A 16,542-nucleotide genomic window follows, 5' to 3' on the forward strand; every position below is an offset into this window, starting at 1 on the left:
AGGGCGCAGTGGCGAGCACGGTGAGGTGCGGGAGCAGCATGAACAGATATGCCGTGATCGGTGCGGGTCCCTCCGGGCTGGCCGCCGCTCGGGCGTTGACGAAGCGCGGTATCGGAATCGACGGCTACGAGGCCTCGACCCGCGTGGGCGGTCTGTGGGACATCGACAACCCCCGCAGCACGATGTACGAGTCCGCGCACCTGATCTCCTCGCGCACGACGACCGAGTTCGCCGAGTTCCCGATGCGCTCGACCGTCGACTACCCCGGCCACCGGGTGCTGCGGCAGTACTTCGAGGACTATGCGGGGCACTTCGGCCTCACCGGGCTCTTCCGGTTCGAGACGACGGTCACGCGGCTCGAACCGCGCGATGACGGCTGGGATCTCACGAGCTCGGGGCCCGACGGCGTGGAGACCAGGCGGTACGCCGGGGTCGTGCTGGCGAACGGAACGCTCGCCGAACCGAACGTGCCCACCTTCGCGGGCGAGTTCGACGGCGAGGTCATGCATACGAGCGAGTACAAGTCCCCCGCACAGCTCGCCGACCGGCGCGTGCTGCTGATCGGTGCGGGGAACTCGGGATGCGACATCGCGGTGGATGCCGTGCACCACGCCTCCTCCGTCGACATGAGCGTTCGCCGTGGCTACTACTTCGTGCCCCGCTATCTCTTCGGCAGGCTGAGTGACACCCTCAACCAGGGTCGTCCGCTGCCCGCGCGCATCAAGCAGGCCGTCGACAGCCGTGTGCTGCGAGCGTTCACCGGCGACCCCGCGCGCTTCGGCTTCCCCACGCCGGACTACCGCATCTACGAGGCGCATCCGATCGTCAACACGATGATCCTCAACCACCTGGGTCAGGGCGACCTGCGGATCCGCCCCGACGTGGATCGTCTCGACGGCGCGACCGTCCGCTTCAGGGACGGGACGTCAGACGACTACGATCTGCTCCTACTCGCGACGGGGTATCGGCTCGACTACCCGTTCGTCGACCGGCGCCACCTGCACTGGAGCGGTGCCGCACCACGGCTGTTCCTCCATGTCTTCCCCTCCTCGTTCAACGGCCTCTTCGTGATGGGCATGATCGAGGCGTCGGGCATCGGCTGGCAGGGTCGGTACGAGCAGGCGGAGCTGTTGGCCGCCTACATCGAGGCGGCGGAGAACGATCCGTGTCGCGCAGAGCGATTCCGCGAGCGGGTGACGTCAGAGCCGTGGCCCGATCTGAGCGGCGGCTACCGCTATCTGCGGCTCGACCGCATGGCGTACTACGTGAACAAGGACGCCTATCGGGGTGCGGTCCGACGGGAGCGGGAGGCGCTGGAGCGCCCGCACCCCGAGCACTCTCACATCCGTACACCGTAACGTGGGTGCGTGCAGAAGAAGCGTGGTCGTCGTGTTCTGAAAGTGATCCTCTGGGCGGTCGTCGCAGTGGTGGTGCTCGCCATCGTCGGAGTGGTCGCCTGGAGCCAGATCGGCGTCATGCCGGCCGAGAAGGGCCCGCTCGCCAGCGTCGAGGACAACTCCGCCATCCACGTCGAAGATGCCGCGCAGGGCATCGTCCTCACCCCCGCCGATGGCGAATCCGACCTCGGCCTGGTGTTCGTGCCCGGGGCGAAGGTCGACCCGTGGGCATACGCCCAGATCCTGCAGAGTCTCGCCGAAGAGGGCGTCACCGTGGTGATCACCCGCCCGTGGCTGAACCTCGCCTTCTTCGACCTGCGCGGTCTCGACGCCTTCACATCTGCGGCGCCGGACATCGACGACTGGGCGGTCGGCGGACACTCGCTCGGTGGCGTGCGCGCCTGCCAGCTCGCCGCGGACGCCGAGGCCCTCGTGCTGTTCGGCTCGTACTGCGCGACGGACGTCTCGGACACCGACCTCGCCGTGCTCAGCATCTCGGGCAGCGAGGATGGACTGTCGACGCCCGAGAAGATCGCCGACGCACGCGACCTGCTGCCCGCGGATGCTCGGATGGTCGAGATCGAGGGAGCGTCGCATGCGTCGTTCGGAGACTACGGGCCGCAGGCCGGCGACGGCGAGCCGACGATCTCCAGCGACGAGATGCACGCCCAGGTCGCCGAGATCCTCGACGCCTTCATGGCGGAGGTGGCTGCAGGCTGAACCGCGTCTGCCGACCCGGTCACCCGATGACCGGGTCGAGCAGCGGATGCAGGTGGCGCGTGCCGAGAACGGATGCGGCCGCGCGCGAGCCGGCGGTCAGCGCCTCCGGAACGCCGGCACCCGCGAGCCGGGCATCGAGGACGCCGGCCAGGAACGCGTCGCCGGCGCCGTTGGTGTCGACGACATCGACCGGCACGGCCGCGACCCGATGTTCGGTGCCGTCGGCGTCGATCGCGACCGCCCCGTCGGCGCCCAGCGTGCAGACCGCGAGCGAGGCCCCGGCGTCGATGCATGATCTGAGGAAGAGCACCGGATCGGCCAGACGGTCCGCGTTGCAGAACACGGCATCCGCGGCGGCGAGGAACGGCCGGTGGAACTCGGATTCGCCGTCGTAGTCGTGCACGTCGACCCAGATCGGCCGCCCGGTCGCGATCGCCACGGGAAGCAGTCGCAGCGGCTCAGCAGCGAGGTCGAACACGATGACATCGGCGTCGCTCATGGCGGCAACGAGGTCCGCGTCGTCCTCCCCGTGCGTGACCGACGGCGACGCGAGATACAGCGACACCCGGCCGCCCTGGCGGGTCATGAGGTTCAGGTGCCGTTCGGTGGCATCGGACGTTGCCCACCGCGCACTCACACCGGCGCGCTCGAGGGCGTCGCGCACCCGGCGTCCCGGTTCGTCGTCCGCAGTGAGGGCATACAGCAGAGCCGAACGTCCGAGCGCGGCGAGGGCGAGGGCCTTCCCCGCGCTCGTGCCTCCGACGGTCTCCCAGCTCTCCTCCGCGAACTGCATGTGAGGCACCGGCTCAGGCAGCCGGTCGAGCACGACGATCGAGTTCCACGATGCGGGGCCGGCGATGAAGACGGAGGCGGTCATGGATACCATCCTGCCGTGCGCCACCCGCCTCAGCCGATCCGCTTGATGAGCGAGTCCACTCCCATGCCGTAGTCGATCCGCACGACGGGCAGGGCCAGCTTGTCCGTACCGATCTCGACATACCCGGGCTCGATGGTCCGCGCCATCTCGAACCCCGCCTGGGCGACCCCCTGCTTCGAGGTGTCGTTGTAGTGGCCGAACGGATAAGCGATCACCTCGCGCACTCCCAGCACGTCTGCGGAGGCGTTCAGATCGGCGGCGATCTCGTCGGCCGTCCAGTTCACCATGCGCCCCTTGCCGTTGTCGCCGGCCTGATGCATGTCGTGGGTGTGTGATCTGCGCAGCACGTACATCGACGGCGCGGGATCCTGCCGATCGGCGGTGATCATGAACGACGTCGACAGAAGCCCCTGCGCGTCGATCACCGGGACCGCCAGGTCGAACCAGCTCTGGTCGGCGTCATCGTCGGTGATGATCACCGAGCGAGCAGGCAGAGACAGGCGCCCGTCGATGAAGGCACTGAGCTCATCCCACGTCGGCAGGTAGAAACCGGTCGTCGCGATGTGGGCCATCTGCGCCTCGAAGTCGCCGATGTACGCGTAGTTGCCCCGGAGCCACCCGGTCTCCCCCTCGGGGTTCGAGGTGAACTGGTGGTACATCAGGATCGGCACCTGCACGTCGGCCGCGGCATTCGCCTCGGGCGTCGTCCACCCCGCGAAGAGCTCGATCTGCTGATCGACGCACACGACCGGGTCTGCTCCGTTGATCCGCGCGGCGACGGCGAACCCGGCTGCGTCCGCTTCGGTCTCGTACCAGCCGGCGAACACCCGTCCGTCCTGCGCCGGTATGGGCAGCGCCGTGTACAGCGCGTCCTGCCGCTGCAGCATCGGGTCCTGCGGCGCACCATCGCCCACGAAGCTCACGGCGCACGCGAGCGGGTCGTCGGCATCGGCGACGAGCTGCTGCGCCGGCGTCAGCGGACGCTCGATGGCGGCGGCACCCGCTCGCGGCGCGGGGACCTCGGGCGCACGGGTCGACCACGCGAACGCAGCGGCCGCGCCTCCCACGAGGACGACGGCAGCACTGACGACAACTGCAACGCCGATCCGGCGTCGCTTCCCCCCGGAAGCCATGATCTAGATGTCGAATCCGTCGGCGATCATCTCGACCAGCTCCTCGCGCTCCTCGACGGGGAGGAAGGCTCCGGCCGCCGCGTTGAACTGGAAGGTCTCGAGATCGTCGAGGTCGTACTCGAACGTCTCGACCAGGAGTGAGAGTTCACGGGTCAGCGACGTCGCGCTCATGGTGCGGTTGTCGACGTTGACCGTGACGGCGAACCCGAGCTGGTAGAGCAGGTCGAAGGGATGGTCGGCGAGGGTGTTGCCCCACGACGCGATCGCTCCGGTCTGCAGGTTCGACGATGGCGACAGCTCGAGCGGGATCTCGCGGTCTCGCACCCACCGAGCGAGGTCGCCGAACTGCACCTGCACCTCGTCGCCCTCCTGGGTGACGACCTGAAGATCCTCTGCGATGCGCACGCCGTGGCCGAGCCTCAGCGCTCGTCCGTCGATGAGCGCCGAGCGGATCGACTCGGGCCCGGCCGCCTCTCCTGCGTGGACCGTCACCGGGAAGAAGTTCTCCGCGAGGTAGTCGAAGGCGGCCCGGTGGTTCGACGCGGGGAAGCCGTCTTCCGGGCCGGCGATGTCGAAGCCGACCGCTCCGCGTCCGCGGAAGCCGACCGCCAGCTCCGCGATCTCCCGCGAACGGTCGGTGTGGCGCATGGCGGTGATCAGCTGACCGACGCGGATGCTGTGGCCTTTGCGATCCGCGGCGTCCTCACCCTCCTCGATCCCCTGCTGCACAGCCTCCACGGCCTGCTCGAGCGTGAGTCCGCGCGTGAGGTGCTGCTCGGGTGCCCAGCGCACCTCGCCGTAGATGACGCCGTCGTGCGCCAGGTCCTGCACGAACTCGCGAGCGACACGGGTGAGCCCCTCCTGCGTCTGCATCACGGCGGTGGTCAGATCGAAGGTCTTGAGGTACTCGACCAGCGAGCCCGAGTCGCCCTTCTTCGCGATCCACCTGCCGAGAGCGGCCGGCTTCGACTCGGGAATCTCGAGTCCGATCGCGTCGGCGAGTTCGACGATCGTCGCCGGTCGCACCGCGCCGTCGAGATGGTCGTGCAGCGACACCTTGGGGAGGCTGCGCAGGGATGTCCCCTGGATGGTGACATCACCGTTCGCGTCGATCGACATGGGGATTCCTCTCGGTCGCGGATTCGCTCTGTTCAGGCTAGCGGTCAGCCGATCAGGCCGTGATGCGCTCCCGCACGATCGGCCCTGCCGTCGGAGCCTCGTCGCCGATCGCCCACGATCCCTCGAGCGCCTCGAGAGCGCGGGGGAAACGGGCCTCGTCGGCAGCCGAGAGGGTGAACAGGGGCTGACCGGCGACCACCTGATCGCCCGGCTTGGCGTGCAGGTCGATGCCCGCCTCGAAGACCACGGGGTCCTCGGCCCGCGCACGCCCTGCGCCGAGACGCCACGCCGCGATGCCGAACGGCAGCGCGTCCATCTGCGACACCACACCGTCCCTGTCGGCCGTGATCACATGCGTTTCGCGTGCCGTCGGCAGCGGCGCGTCGGGGTCGCCGTCCTGGGCGCGGATCATGGCCTTCCAGCCGTCCATCGCGCGTCCGTCGTCGAGCGCGGCTTCGACGTCGGCATCCGGCTGTCCCGCGAGAGAGAGCATCTCGCGGGCCAGCGCGATCGTCAGTTCGCGCACATCGGCGGGTCCGCCGCCTGCGAGCACCTCGACGGATTCACGCACCTCGTTCGCGTTGCCGATCGCGCGGCCGAGCGGGACGTTCATGTCGGTGAGGAGGGCCGTCGTGGCGACGCCGGAGTCGGTGCCGAGCGCGACCATGGTGCGCGCGAGCTCGCGTGCCCGATCGATGTCCTGCATGAACGCGCCCGAGCCGAACTTCACGTCGAGCACGAGAGCGTCGGTGCCCTCCGCGATCTTCTTCGACATGATGCTCGATGCGATCAGCGGGATCGCCTCGACCGTGCCGGTGACGTCACGTAGTGCATAGAGCTTCTTGTCGGCGGGGGCGAGTCCCGAACCTGCGGCGCAGATCACCGCGCCCACGTCGCCCTGCATCTGGGCGAACATCTCCTCGTTGCTGAGCGCGGCGCGCCAGCCCGGGATCGACTCGAGCTTGTCGAGCGTGCCGCCCGTGTGACCGAGTCCGCGGCCCGAGAGCTGCGGCACGGCTACCCCGAACACGGCGACCAGCGGAGCGAGAGGCAGAGTGATCTTGTCGCCGACGCCGCCGGTGGAGTGCTTGTCGACGGTCTTCTTTCCGAGGGTCGCGAAGCTCATCCGCTCCCCCGAGGCGATCATCGCGTCGGTGAGCACTCGGATCTCGTCACGCTCCATGCCGCGCTGGAAGATCGCCATGGCGAACGACGCCATCTGCGCATCCGACACGTAACCGCGCGTGTAGGCGTCGACCATCCAGCGCAGCGCCTTCTCGGGCACCGCACCCCCGTCGCGCTTCGCTCGGATCACATCGACGGCGTCGAAGGGCTCAACGCTCATCGGGCGTCCTCCAGGTCTCGGGGGCCGAAGGCATCCGGCAGCACCTCATCGATCGTCCGGATGCCGGAGACGGTCTCCAGCAGCATCCCGGGCATCGCGTGTTCGTACAGCAGCTGACGGCAGCGGCCGCACGGCATGATGGTCTGCCCGTCGTTGTTGACGCACACGAAGGCCACGAGCTGGCCGCCACCCGACATGTGCAGGTCGCCCACGAGCGCGCACTCGGCGCACAGCGTCACTCCGTACGAGGCGTTCTCGACGTTGCAGCCGGCGACGATGCGGCCGTCTCCGACGAGGGCTGCGGCTCCGACGCGGTATCGGGAGTACGGAGCGTAGGCCTTGGTCATCGCGTCGGTCGCGACCTGACGGAGTTCGTCCCAGTCGATGTCTGTCATGTCTCTCCTAGGACTTGATGTACGGCCTGCCGCTGGCTGCCGGACCACGGATCTGGCCGGCGAACCCGGCGACCGCGAGCAGCGTGACCACGTACGGGAGCATCAGCATGAACTCGCCGGGGATGGGCGTCTTGAGGATCGACAGCAGGTTCTGCAGGTTCGTGGCGAAGCCGAACAGCAGTGCTGCGAGTGTGGCCCGGATCGGATCCCACCGACCGAAGATGACGGCGGCCAGGGCGATGAAGCCGAGACCGGCGGTCATGTCCTTGCCGAACTGCGGAACCGAGACCAGCGTGAAGTACGCCCCGCCGATTCCGGCGATCGCACCCGCGAGCAGCACGTTCCAGAACCGGGTCGCATTGACCTTGATCCCGACCGTGTCGGCGGCCTGCGGGTGCTCGCCGACGGCGCGGACGCGGAGTCCCCACTTCGTGCGGTAAAGGCCCCAAGCGACGATCGCGACGGTGATGAACATCAGATAGACGATGAACGTCTGGTTGAACAGCACCGGACCGATGATCGGGATGTCGCTCAGGAGCGGGATCTCGATGCGGCTGAATCGCACGGGGGTGTTGAGCGCGGCCTCGTTCGGCGCGAGCAGGGCGCCGTAGAGGAACCCGGTGAGGCCGCTGACGAGGACGTTGAGCACGACTCCGACGATGACCTGCTCGACGAGGTACTTGATCGCGAAGGCGGCCAGAACCGCGGCGACGAGCACGCCGCCCACCATGGCGCCCAGGAGTCCGATGAACGGGCTGCCCGTGACGCTCGAGAGCAGCGCGGCCGAGAACGCCCCGAGAAGGAGCTGTCCTTCGATCGCGACGTTGACCACACCGGCCCGCTCGCCGATCACGCCGCCGAGTGCGCCGAACACCAGAGGCACCGAGAGCGAGACGGCGCCGAAGAGCAGGCTGCTGACGGGAACGAGTCCGCCCGCACCGGCCCACACGAGGAAGCCGAAGACGGCGAGCACGCTGAACGCGATCACGAGCCAGATCGACGGCTTGCGATACGACCACGCGCGAAGGAACGCGAGCCCAGACAGCAGCGCCAGGATCACGATGACGACCCAGCTGGTCGGTCCGGTCGGCAGCGCCACATCAGGCAGTGCGAACGGGGATGACGGGTCGTTGAGTCGGAAGGTGCTGGTGCCGCTGCGCGGCACGAGCAGGAACAGGAGCGCCAGCAGCACGGTGGCTGCGGACAGGACGATCGGTGCCTTCAGGTGCCGCTCGCGCACGGTGGCGAGCTGCACGGTTCCGTCGGCGGCTTCGCTCTGGACGAGGGAGGTCATGCGGTCACCGCCTTCTTCGCGGCCTTGGCTCTGGCTTTGGCCGCCTTCTCCGCGTCGGTCTTGGGAAGGAAGAACACCGTGCGCAGCAGGGGCGGTGCGGCGATGAACAGCACGACGAGCGACTGCACGACGAGCACGATGTCGACCGGGATGTCCTGAGCCTGCATCGAGAACGAGCCCGCCTTCAGGGCACCGAACAGGATGCCGGCCGCGAACGTGCCCCAGGCGCGACTGCGTCCGAGCAGCGCGACCGTGATGGCGTCGAAGCCGATGCCGGCGTCGATCGTCTCGGTGATGCCGGTCGTGACGGCGCCCTGCACCTGGTTCATGCCGGCGAGACCGGCGAGACCACCGGCGAGGAGCATCGCGTACACGTAGACGCGCTGCACGCTGATGCCGGCCGCGCGTGCGGCGTGCGGGTTCTCGCCCACGGCGCGCATCCGCATGCCGAGCGAGGAGCGCTCGATCAACCACCAGACGAACAGGGTCGCGACGATGACGATCACGAATCCGAGGTCGAGCAGAGGGAACTGCGGGCCGAGGAGCGAGGGGAACTGCGCGCTCTCGGGCGTCGCATAGCCGAGCGCCTGGTTCGTCCCCGGCTTCTGCAGCAGCCCGGGAGTGCGGATCATCCACAGCAGCAGGTAGTACGCCACGTAGTTGAGCATGATCGTGAGGATGACCTCGTGGGCGCCCGTCTTCGCCTTCAGCAGACCGGCGATCGCGCCCCAGAGCGCACCACCGGCGATGCCGGCGATCAGGGTCACGGGGATGTGCAGCCAGAACGGCAGGTCGAGCTGGAAGGTGAGGAGTCCGGCAGCGGCGACACCGATGAGCATCTGACCGCGCGCACCGATGTTGAAGAGGCCGACGCGGAACGCGAGGGCGACACCGAGGCCGGCCGCGATCAGGGGGGCTGCGAAGCCCAGGGTGTTGGTCAACGGACGGATCTGCGCGGCGAAGTCCGCGCCGCGCGCGTTGAAGATCGCTCCGCGGAAGAGTGCCTCGTAGCCGTTGTACACGGCATTCCAGATGGCGATGAAGGTGTCGCTGGGCCGCTGGAAGAAGTAGACCGAGGCCTCGAGCACGTCCTCGTTCGTGAAGGCGATCAGGATGCCGCCGACCACCAGCGCGAGGAAGATCGCGAGGATCGTCGTGACGGCGCTGCCACGGAGCATCTCCTTCAGGATCACGTTGCCGCGCGGGGGCGGGGGAACGTCGCCCGTGTCACGCGCCGTCGTGGTCGTGTTCGGCGAGAGCTGGTCGCCCGAGACGTCGCCCGTCGGTCCACTCCCCTGTGGCGTGATACCGCTCATGCGGCCACCCCTCCCTCGGCGGCGCCCGCCATCATCAGTCCCAGCGTCTCGCGCGGGGTGTCGCCGGGAACGATCCCGACGATCGTGCCTCTGTACATGACCGCGATGCGGTCGGCGAGAGCTGCGACTTCGTCGAGCTCGGTCGAGACCACGACCACGGGGATGCCCGCGTCCCTGGTCTCGATGATCCGCTTGTGGATGAACTCGATGGAGCCGACGTCGACTCCTCGGGTCGGCTGCGCCGCCACGAGGAGCTTGAGCTCACGGCTCATCTCGCGGGCGATCACGACCTTCTGCTGGTTTCCACCCGAGAGCGCGCCCGCCGGAGTGTGCGGCCCCTGGGTCCGGATGTCGTACTCGCTGATCCGAGCGCGGGCGAAGTCGTCGAGCGCGCCTCGGCGGATGGTTCCGCCGCGGCTGAAGTCGGCGTCGCCGGTGCGATCGAGGATCAGGTTCTCCGCGACGGAGAATCCGGCCACGAGCCCGTCCTCGGTGCGGTCTTCCGGAACGAAGCCGACGCCGGCGTCGAGGATCCCCCGCACGCTCTTGCCGACCAGCTCCTCGCCTCCGAGGGTGATCGATCCTTCGACCCTCGCCGCGAGGCCGACGATGGCCTCGACCAGCTCGGTCTGCCCGTTGCCCTGCACCCCGGCGACGGCGAGCACCTCGCCGGGTCGCACGGAGAAGTCGACCCCGTCGACCACGATCGCGCCCGCCGCGGTGAGCACGCGCAGCCCCGAGACCTCGAGGCCGCCGTCCCCGAGCCGCGGCGGATCCTTGCGCACGGTCAGCTCGACGGCGCGTCCGACCATGAGAGACGCCAGCTCGGCGTTCGTCGCTGTGGGCGACGCCTCCCCGACGATCCGGCCCAGGCGGACGATCGTGATGGTGTCGGCGACCTCGCGGACCTCACGCAGCTTGTGGGTGATGAAGACGATGGCGGTGCCCTCGTCGCGCAGCTGGCGCATGATGCCCATCAGCTCGTCGGTCTCCTGGGGCGTGAGCACGGCTGTGGGCTCATCGAAGACCAGGACCTTCGCGTCGCGCGAGAGCGCCTTGATGATCTCGACCCGCTGCTGCACTCCGACGGGAAGGTCTCCGACGATCGCGTCAGGGTCGATGTCGAAGCCGAAGCGGGCGGCGACGGCGCGGACGTGTTCACGCGCCTTCGTGATGTCGAGGGTGCCCAGCCCCTTGGTCTGCTCATGACCGAGCATGACGTTCTCGGCCACGGTGAACACGGGGACGAGCATGAAGTGCTGGTGCACCATGCCGATGCCGGCGTTCATCGCGTCTCCCGGGCCGCGGAACCGCTGGACGACGTCGTCCAGGAGGATCTCGCCCTCGTCCGCCTGATAGAGCCCGTACAGGACGTTCATCAGAGTGGACTTGCCTGCACCGTTCTCGCCGAGCAGCGCATGGATCTGCCCCGGCTCGACGACCAGGTCGATGTGGTCGTTGGCCACCAGGGTTCCGAACCGCTTGGTGATGCCGCGAAGTTCGAGCTTCATATCTGCACCTTATCCAGAAGAGTCATCCAGAAGAGTCTGAAGATTCCGGGCGCATCTCGCGGGGATCGCCCGGGTGCGCCGTGAAAGTCGTCATGGTCCGTCCACGGCGCGGGGCGAGTGGCCACGTGCACCACTCGCCCCGCGCTGGAACTCGATGACTTACGGGGAGTTCGGGGACTCCACCGTGATGTCGCCGGCGATGATCTGCTCCTGCAGAGCGGAGATCTCGTCGAGCAGTCCGTCGGGCAGGTCGCCCTCGAACGCACCGAAGCCCGAGAGCTTCACGCCCTCGTTCTCGAGCGTGCCGACGTAGGGAGCCGGGTCGAAGTCGCCCTCGGAGGCGGCGATCGTCGCATCCTCGACCGCGACGTCGATGGCCTTCATGATCGAGAAGAGGGTGACGTCCGCCACGCTCTCATCGGCGACGGCGAGGTCGCTGTCGACGCCGACGAGCAGCGTGTCCTTGCCGCTGTCGGCGATGGCCGCCGCAGCGCTCTGGTAGATCGGTCCGCCGACGGGCAGGATCACGTCGACGCCCTGGTCGAGCACGCCCTGCGCGGTCTGCTTGGCCGTGTCGTTGGCGTCGAAGCCGCCGGTGAACGAGCCCTTCTGCGTGGCGGTGTCCCAGCCGAAGACCTCGACCGAGCCGGACTTGTCCTCGTTGTACTTCTCGACGCCGAGCTGGAAGCCGTCCATGAACACGGCGACCGACGGGATCTGCATTCCACCGAACGTGCCGACCTTGTTCACGCCCGACTGAGCCGACCATCCGGCTGCGGCGTAACCACCGAGGTACGCGGCCTGAGCGGTGTCGAAGACGAGCGGCTTGATGTTCGGGGCGTCGGTGGTGCCGTCGAAGTCGTTGTCGGCGTAGTCGTCGATGATCGCGTAGTCGATCTCGGGGTTCGCGAGCGCCGACTCGACCGTGGCGGCCGAGAGCTTGAAGCCGACCGAGACGATGAGCGAGCAGCCCTCCGAGACAGCGGTCTCGAGGTTGGGCGCGTAGTCGTTGTCGTTCGCGGACTCGAACTCGAGGGGCTTGACGCCGAGCGTGTCCGCTGCGCGGTCCATGCCCTCCTTGGCCGACTGGTTGAACGACTTGTCGTTCCAGCCGCCCGCGTCAGAGACGAGGCAGGGAAGGAAGTCGGACTCAGCCTCGCCGCCGGTGCCGCCCGATTCGGCCGGCGCCTGGCCGCAGCCGGCGAGTGCGAAGACGACGCCAGCGGCGATGGTCGCGCCGAGCAGCTTCTTGGTGGTGGAGATGGTCAACTCATGCCTCCTGAACGGTGCCGCGGCCCTCGCGGATCGCTCAAAGTTACCTAGTGTTTCGACTTTTGTGCACGTGCGAGGGCGAGGCTCTGACGAATGGTTACAAACCTGAAACCAAGACAGCCGATGAGCGGCGACCTGTGCTCATCAGAGCACGTCGCCTCGTCCGGTGAGCTTGAGCGACTCGACGACGCCCTTGACGCGCTGCGCGTGCTGCACCGTCGTCACGAGCAGCGCATCGGGGGTGTCGACGACGACGATGTCCTGCACGCCCACCAGGCTGATCACCCGCGAGGTCTGGCTGACCAGGATGCCGCTCGCGGCGTCGGACAGGACCCGGGCGTTCGGACCCAGCACCGCGAGGTCGTTCTTGCGGCCGTTCGTGATGAGCTTGGTGAGCGAGGCGAAGTCCCCGACGTCGTCCCAGTCGAAGTGTCCGGGCACGACGGCGAGACGTCCGCGACGTGCTGCCGGCTCTGCGACCGCGTAGTCGATCGCGATCTTCTTCAGTCCGGGCCAGATGCGGTCGACCGCAGGTCCTCTGCGATCGCGGTCGTCCCACGCCTCGGCGAGCTCGACCAGGCCCGCGTGCAGCGCAGGCTCGTTCGCCGCGAGCTCCTCCAGGAGAACACTCGCCTTGGCGATGAACATGCCGGCGTTCCAGAGGTAGCCCCGATCGGCGATGTACGCCTGCGCCGTGGCGAGATCCGGCTTCTCGACGAAGCTCTCGACGAGGGCCGCCTCGCGAGCACCGTCGACCACCAGCTCCGGCCCCTTCTTGATGTAGCCGAACCCGACGGCGGGCTCGGTGGGCGAGATGCCGATCGTGCAGATGTATCCCTCGCGCGCGACCTCGACGGCATCGCGCACGGCGAATTCGAAGACCCTCGTGCCGCGGATCACATGGTCGGCACTGAATGATCCGATGATGACATCGGGATCACGGCGGTGCAGGATCGCCGCGGCGAGCCCGATCGCGGCAGCCGACTCCCGCGGCTCCGACTCCAGGAACACATTCAGATCCGGTATTCCGGGCAGCTCGGCTTCGACTGCCGCGCGGTGTGCCCGTCCCGTGACGACAGCGATGCGGCCGGCGCCCGCGAGAGGCTCGAGCCGGTCCCAGGTGTCCCGCAGCAGCGAGTGCCCCGAACCGGTCAGATCATGCAGGAATTTCGGGGCGTCGGCCCGAGAGAGCGGCCACAGCCTGCTGCCGATGCCGCCGGCGGGGATCACGGCGTAGAAGTCCTCGATCGGTTGGTTCACACGGTCAGCGTATCCCGATGGGACCTCTCGACATCGAGACACTTAGGCTCCCCTTCGTCGCCCGCACCCGTCGCACGGGAATAGGATGGTGTCCGATCGGCCGTGCCTGACGACAGCAGGCTCACGCTTGGAAGACGCATCGCACGCGACCGAGTCACATCGATCCAGGGAGGACGACCGTGTCCACAAGCGCTCGCTTGACACCGTCGATTTCGGAAACCACTTCCAAGACACCGCGCGGCACCCTCTACCGGGGTCGCGAAGGCATGTGGTCGTGGGTGCTTCACCGCATCACCGGAGTCGCCATCTTCTTCTTCCTGTTGGTGCACGTGCTCGACACTGCACTCATCAGGGTGTCGCCCGAGGCCTACAACGCGGTCATCGGAACCTACAAGAACCCGATCATGGCCCTCGGCGAGGTCGTGCTGGTCGCCGGCATCGTGTTCCACGCGATGAACGGCCTGCGCATCATCGCGGTCGACTTCTGGTCGAAGGGCGCGAAGTACCAGCGTCAGCTGTTCTGGGGCGTGCTTCTCGTCTGGGGCATCATCATGGCCGGCTTCGTACCGCGGCACCTGATGCTCGCGTTCGCCGGCTTCGGAGGAGGACACTGATGACCGCGCAGACCGTCGCCGCGCCCGTCCGCCGTCAGCGCGGATTCAACCTCGAGAAGTGGGGCTGGGTGTTCATGCGCGCCTCGGGCGTCGTGCTCGTCGTGCTGATCTTCGGCCACCTCTTCATCAACCTGATGGTCGGCGAGGGCATCCACGCCCTCGACTTCGCGTTCATCGCGGGCAAGTTCGCCACGCCGTTCTGGCAGTGGTGGGACGTCCTGATGCTGTGGCTGGCCCTGATCCACGGCGCCAACGGCATGCGCACGATCGTCAACGACTACGTGACGAACAACACCGCTCGCAAGGCGCTGACCTGGGCCCTCGGCCTGGCTGCGGCCCTGCTCATCATCCTCGGCACCCTGGTCGTCTTCACCTTCGACCCGTGCCTCGGTGTGACCGAGTCGAGCACGCTGTGGGAACAGTGCCAGACGCTGGGCAAGTAGAAGAGAAGGCATACGAGAAGTGACTACCGAGACCCAGGATTCCGTCGTGCGCGACGGCGTGCATTACCACCAGTTCGACATCGTCATCGTGGGCGCCGGCGGCGCCGGCATGCGAGCGGCCATCGAGGCCGGTTCCGGCGCGAAGACCGCGGTCATCTCCAAGCTCTACCCCACTCGCTCGCACACCGGTGCGGCGCAGGGCGGCATGGCTGCGGCACTGGCCAACGTCGAGGAGGACAGCTGGGAGTGGCACACCTTCGACACGGTCAAGGGCGGCGACTACCTGGTCGATCAGGATGCGGCGGAGATCCTCGCCAAGGAGGCGATCGACGCGGTCATCGACCTCGAGAACATGGGTCTCCCTTTCAACCGCACGCCCGAGGGCAAGATCGATCAGCGTCGATTCGGCGGCCACACCGCCGAGCATGGCAAGACCCCGGTGCGACGGGCCTGCTACGCCGCCGACCGCACCGGCCACATGATCCTGCAGACGCTCTTCCAGAACTGCGTCAAGCTCGGCATCAACTTCTTCAACGAGTTCTACGTGCTCGACCTGCTGACGGTCGCGGATGCCGACGGCAAGACCCAGATCTCGGGTGTCGTCGCCTACGACCTCTCGACGGGCGAACTGCACGTGTTCCAGGCCAAGGCCGTGATCTTCGCGACCGGCGGCTTCGGCAAGATCTTCAAGACGACCTCCAACGCCCACACCCTCACGGGTGATGGAGTCGGCATCGTCTGGCGCAAGGGACTCCCCCTCGAGGACCTCGAGTTCTTCCAGTTCCACCCGACAGGACTCGCCGGCCTCGGCATCCTCCTCACCGAGGGTGCCCGAGGCGAAGGAGCGATCCTGCGCAACGCCTCGGGCGAGCGCTTCATGGAGCGCTACGCGCCGACCATCAAGGACCTCGCGCCTCGTGACATCGTCGCCCGCTGCATGGTCCAGGAGGTCGCCGAGGGCCGCGGCGCCGGTCCGCACAAGGACTACGTGCTGCTCGACTGCACCCACCTCGGCGCAGAGGTCCTCGAGACCAAGCTGCCCGACATCACCGAGTTCGCCCGCACCTACCTCGGCGTCGATCCGGTCGTCGAGCCCGTGCCCGTGATGCCGACCGCGCACTACGCGATGGGGGGCATCCCGACGAACAACGCGGCGGAGGTGCTTGCCGACAACACCACCGTGGTGCCGGGTCTCTACGCGGCAGGCGAGTGCGCGTGCGTCTCGGTGCACGGTGCCAACCGTCTGGGCACCAACTCGCTTCTCGACATCAACGTGTTCGGCAAGCGCGCCGGACGCAACGCCGTGGAGTACGTCAAGACCGCCGAGTTCGTGCCGCTGCCCGAGAACCCCGCCGGCTTCGTCTCCGGCATGCTCGAGGACCTGCGCAACAACCAGGGCACCGAGCGCATCGCCGTCCTGCGCAAGACGCTGCAGGACGAGATGGACAAGGGCGCTCAGGTCTTCCGCACTCACGACTCCCTCGAGCACGTCCTCGGGGTGATCGCCGAGCTGCGCGAGCGCTACAAGAACGTGCACGTCGACGACAAGGGCAAGCGGTTCAACACCGACCTGCTCGAGGCGGTCGAACTGGGCTTCCTCCTCGACATCGCCGAGGTCGTCGTCTACGCCGCGCAGAACCGCGAGGAGAGCCGTGGCGGTCACATGCGCGACGACTTCCCCACGCGTGACGACGAGAAGTACATGCAGCACACGATGGCCTACCTGACGGGCGACCCGCACTCGTCCACTCCGAGCGATCACATCAAGCTCGACTGGAAGCCGGTCGTCTTCACGAAGAACGAGCAGGGCGAGTTGAACTACCCGCCGATGGAGAGGAAGTACTGA

General features: G+C 67.7%; 15 protein-coding genes. 5 read left to right on the forward strand and 10 right to left on the reverse strand.

The features are described 5' to 3' along the window. Positions 1-38 precede the first annotated feature (38 nt). A complete protein-coding gene (locus tag AB0N61_RS00580; protein ID WP_363361021.1) occupies positions 39-1,358 on the forward strand; it encodes an NAD(P)/FAD-dependent oxidoreductase in 1,320 nt (439 codons plus the stop codon). Between the two features lie 9 nt (positions 1,359-1,367). Then, positions 1,368-2,117, forward strand: a complete 750-nt coding sequence (locus tag AB0N61_RS00585) for an alpha/beta hydrolase (protein ID WP_363361022.1) — start codon at positions 1,368-1,370, stop codon at positions 2,115-2,117. A gap of 19 nt (positions 2,118-2,136) precedes the next feature. Here the strand turns inward: AB0N61_RS00585 and AB0N61_RS00590 are convergent, their stop codons facing one another. The 10 genes from AB0N61_RS00590 to AB0N61_RS00635 all read right to left on the reverse strand — a co-directional run bounded on the left by AB0N61_RS00590 (position 2,137) and on the right by AB0N61_RS00635 (position 13,639). Continuing rightward, positions 2,137-2,994, reverse strand: coding sequence for a PfkB family carbohydrate kinase (locus tag AB0N61_RS00590; RefSeq protein ID WP_363361024.1), 858 nt, complete (start codon positions 2,992-2,994; stop codon positions 2,137-2,139). A 29-nt stretch (positions 2,995-3,023) separates the two neighbouring features. Then, entirely contained in the window at positions 3,024-4,127 is a 1,104-nt protein-coding gene (locus AB0N61_RS00595) for a polysaccharide deacetylase family protein (protein WP_363361025.1), read from the reverse strand. 3 nt (positions 4,128-4,130) lie between these two features. Further along, positions 4,131-5,246 carry an adenosine deaminase gene (locus AB0N61_RS00600; protein ID WP_363361027.1) on the reverse strand — a complete coding sequence of 372 codons (1,116 nt, stop codon included), beginning with the start codon at positions 5,244-5,246 and terminating at the stop codon, positions 4,131-4,133. 52 nt (positions 5,247-5,298) lie between these two features. Further along, positions 5,299-6,591: a thymidine phosphorylase gene (locus tag AB0N61_RS00605; protein ID WP_167947790.1), complete on the reverse strand. Its 1,293-nt coding sequence runs from the start codon at positions 6,589-6,591 to the stop codon at positions 5,299-5,301. After that, complete coding sequence (locus tag AB0N61_RS00610) at positions 6,588-6,986, reverse strand: cytidine deaminase (RefSeq protein ID WP_042536471.1); 399 nt, start codon at positions 6,984-6,986, stop codon at positions 6,588-6,590. The genes AB0N61_RS00605 and AB0N61_RS00610 overlap by 4 nt, the downstream gene beginning before the upstream one ends. A 7-nt stretch (positions 6,987-6,993) precedes the next feature. Further along, positions 6,994-8,280 carry an ABC transporter permease gene (locus AB0N61_RS00615; protein WP_363361028.1) on the reverse strand — a complete coding sequence of 429 codons (1,287 nt, stop codon included), beginning with the start codon at positions 8,278-8,280 and terminating at the stop codon, positions 6,994-6,996. Continuing rightward, positions 8,277-9,596: an ABC transporter permease gene (locus tag AB0N61_RS00620; RefSeq protein WP_363361029.1), complete on the reverse strand. Its 1,320-nt coding sequence runs from the start codon at positions 9,594-9,596 to the stop codon at positions 8,277-8,279. The genes AB0N61_RS00615 and AB0N61_RS00620 overlap by 4 nt, the downstream gene beginning before the upstream one ends. Next, positions 9,593-11,107, reverse strand: coding sequence for an ABC transporter ATP-binding protein (locus AB0N61_RS00625; RefSeq protein ID WP_363361031.1), 1,515 nt, complete (start codon positions 11,105-11,107; stop codon positions 9,593-9,595). Before AB0N61_RS00625 ends, AB0N61_RS00620 begins: the two co-directional genes overlap by 4 nt. 159 nt (positions 11,108-11,266) lie before the next feature. Further along, complete coding sequence (locus AB0N61_RS00630; RefSeq protein ID WP_167947793.1) at positions 11,267-12,376, reverse strand: BMP family ABC transporter substrate-binding protein; 1,110 nt, start codon at positions 12,374-12,376, stop codon at positions 11,267-11,269. A gap of 147 nt (positions 12,377-12,523) precedes the next feature. Next, positions 12,524-13,639, reverse strand: coding sequence for a mannose-1-phosphate guanylyltransferase (locus AB0N61_RS00635; protein ID WP_167947794.1), 1,116 nt, complete (start codon positions 13,637-13,639; stop codon positions 12,524-12,526). A gap of 179 nt (positions 13,640-13,818) precedes the next feature. On the opposite strand from AB0N61_RS00635, the gene sdhC reads away from it, so the two are divergent. Genes sdhC through sdhA form a run of 3 tightly spaced genes read left to right on the forward strand, consistent with a single transcriptional unit; the run spans position 13,819 to position 16,542 of the window. Continuing rightward, positions 13,819-14,253, forward strand: coding sequence for a succinate dehydrogenase, cytochrome b556 subunit (gene sdhC, locus AB0N61_RS00640; protein ID WP_072591539.1), 435 nt, complete (start codon positions 13,819-13,821; stop codon positions 14,251-14,253). Beyond that, positions 14,253-14,696: a succinate dehydrogenase hydrophobic membrane anchor subunit gene (locus AB0N61_RS00645; protein WP_363361033.1), complete on the forward strand. Its 444-nt coding sequence runs from the start codon at positions 14,253-14,255 to the stop codon at positions 14,694-14,696. The genes sdhC and AB0N61_RS00645 overlap by 1 nt, the downstream gene beginning before the upstream one ends. A gap of 19 nt (positions 14,697-14,715) precedes the next feature. Beyond that, complete coding sequence (gene sdhA / locus AB0N61_RS00650; protein ID WP_167947796.1) at positions 14,716-16,542, forward strand: succinate dehydrogenase flavoprotein subunit; 1,827 nt, start codon at positions 14,716-14,718, stop codon at positions 16,540-16,542.

Origin of the sequence: Microbacterium sp. NPDC089320, assembly GCF_040684875.1 — a bacterium.
Classification (GTDB): domain Bacteria; phylum Actinomycetota; class Actinomycetes; order Actinomycetales; family Microbacteriaceae; genus Microbacterium.

Coding starts and splice junctions, on each gene's coding strand:
- AB0N61_RS00580 (WP_363361021.1), top strand. CDS start 39: ATGAACAGATATGCCGTGATCGGTGCGGGTCCCTCCGGGCTGGCCGCC.
- AB0N61_RS00590 (WP_363361024.1), bottom strand. CDS start 2,994: ATGACCGCCTCCGTCTTCATCGCCGGCCCCGCATCGTGGAACTCGATC.
- AB0N61_RS00595 (WP_363361025.1), bottom strand. CDS start 4,127: ATGGCTTCCGGGGGGAAGCGACGCCGGATCGGCGTTGCAGTTGTCGTC.
- AB0N61_RS00600 (WP_363361027.1), bottom strand. CDS start 5,246: ATGTCGATCGACGCGAACGGTGATGTCACCATCCAGGGGACATCCCTG.
- AB0N61_RS00605 (WP_167947790.1), bottom strand. CDS start 6,591: ATGAGCGTTGAGCCCTTCGACGCCGTCGATGTGATCCGAGCGAAGCGC.
- AB0N61_RS00610 (WP_042536471.1), bottom strand. CDS start 6,986: ATGACAGACATCGACTGGGACGAACTCCGTCAGGTCGCGACCGACGCG.
- AB0N61_RS00615 (WP_363361028.1), bottom strand. CDS start 8,280: ATGACCTCCCTCGTCCAGAGCGAAGCCGCCGACGGAACCGTGCAGCTC.
- AB0N61_RS00620 (WP_363361029.1), bottom strand. CDS start 9,596: ATGAGCGGTATCACGCCACAGGGGAGTGGACCGACGGGCGACGTCTCG.
- AB0N61_RS00625 (WP_363361031.1), bottom strand. CDS start 11,107: ATGAAGCTCGAACTTCGCGGCATCACCAAGCGGTTCGGAACCCTGGTG.
- AB0N61_RS00645 (WP_363361033.1), top strand. CDS start 14,253: ATGACCGCGCAGACCGTCGCCGCGCCCGTCCGCCGTCAGCGCGGATTC.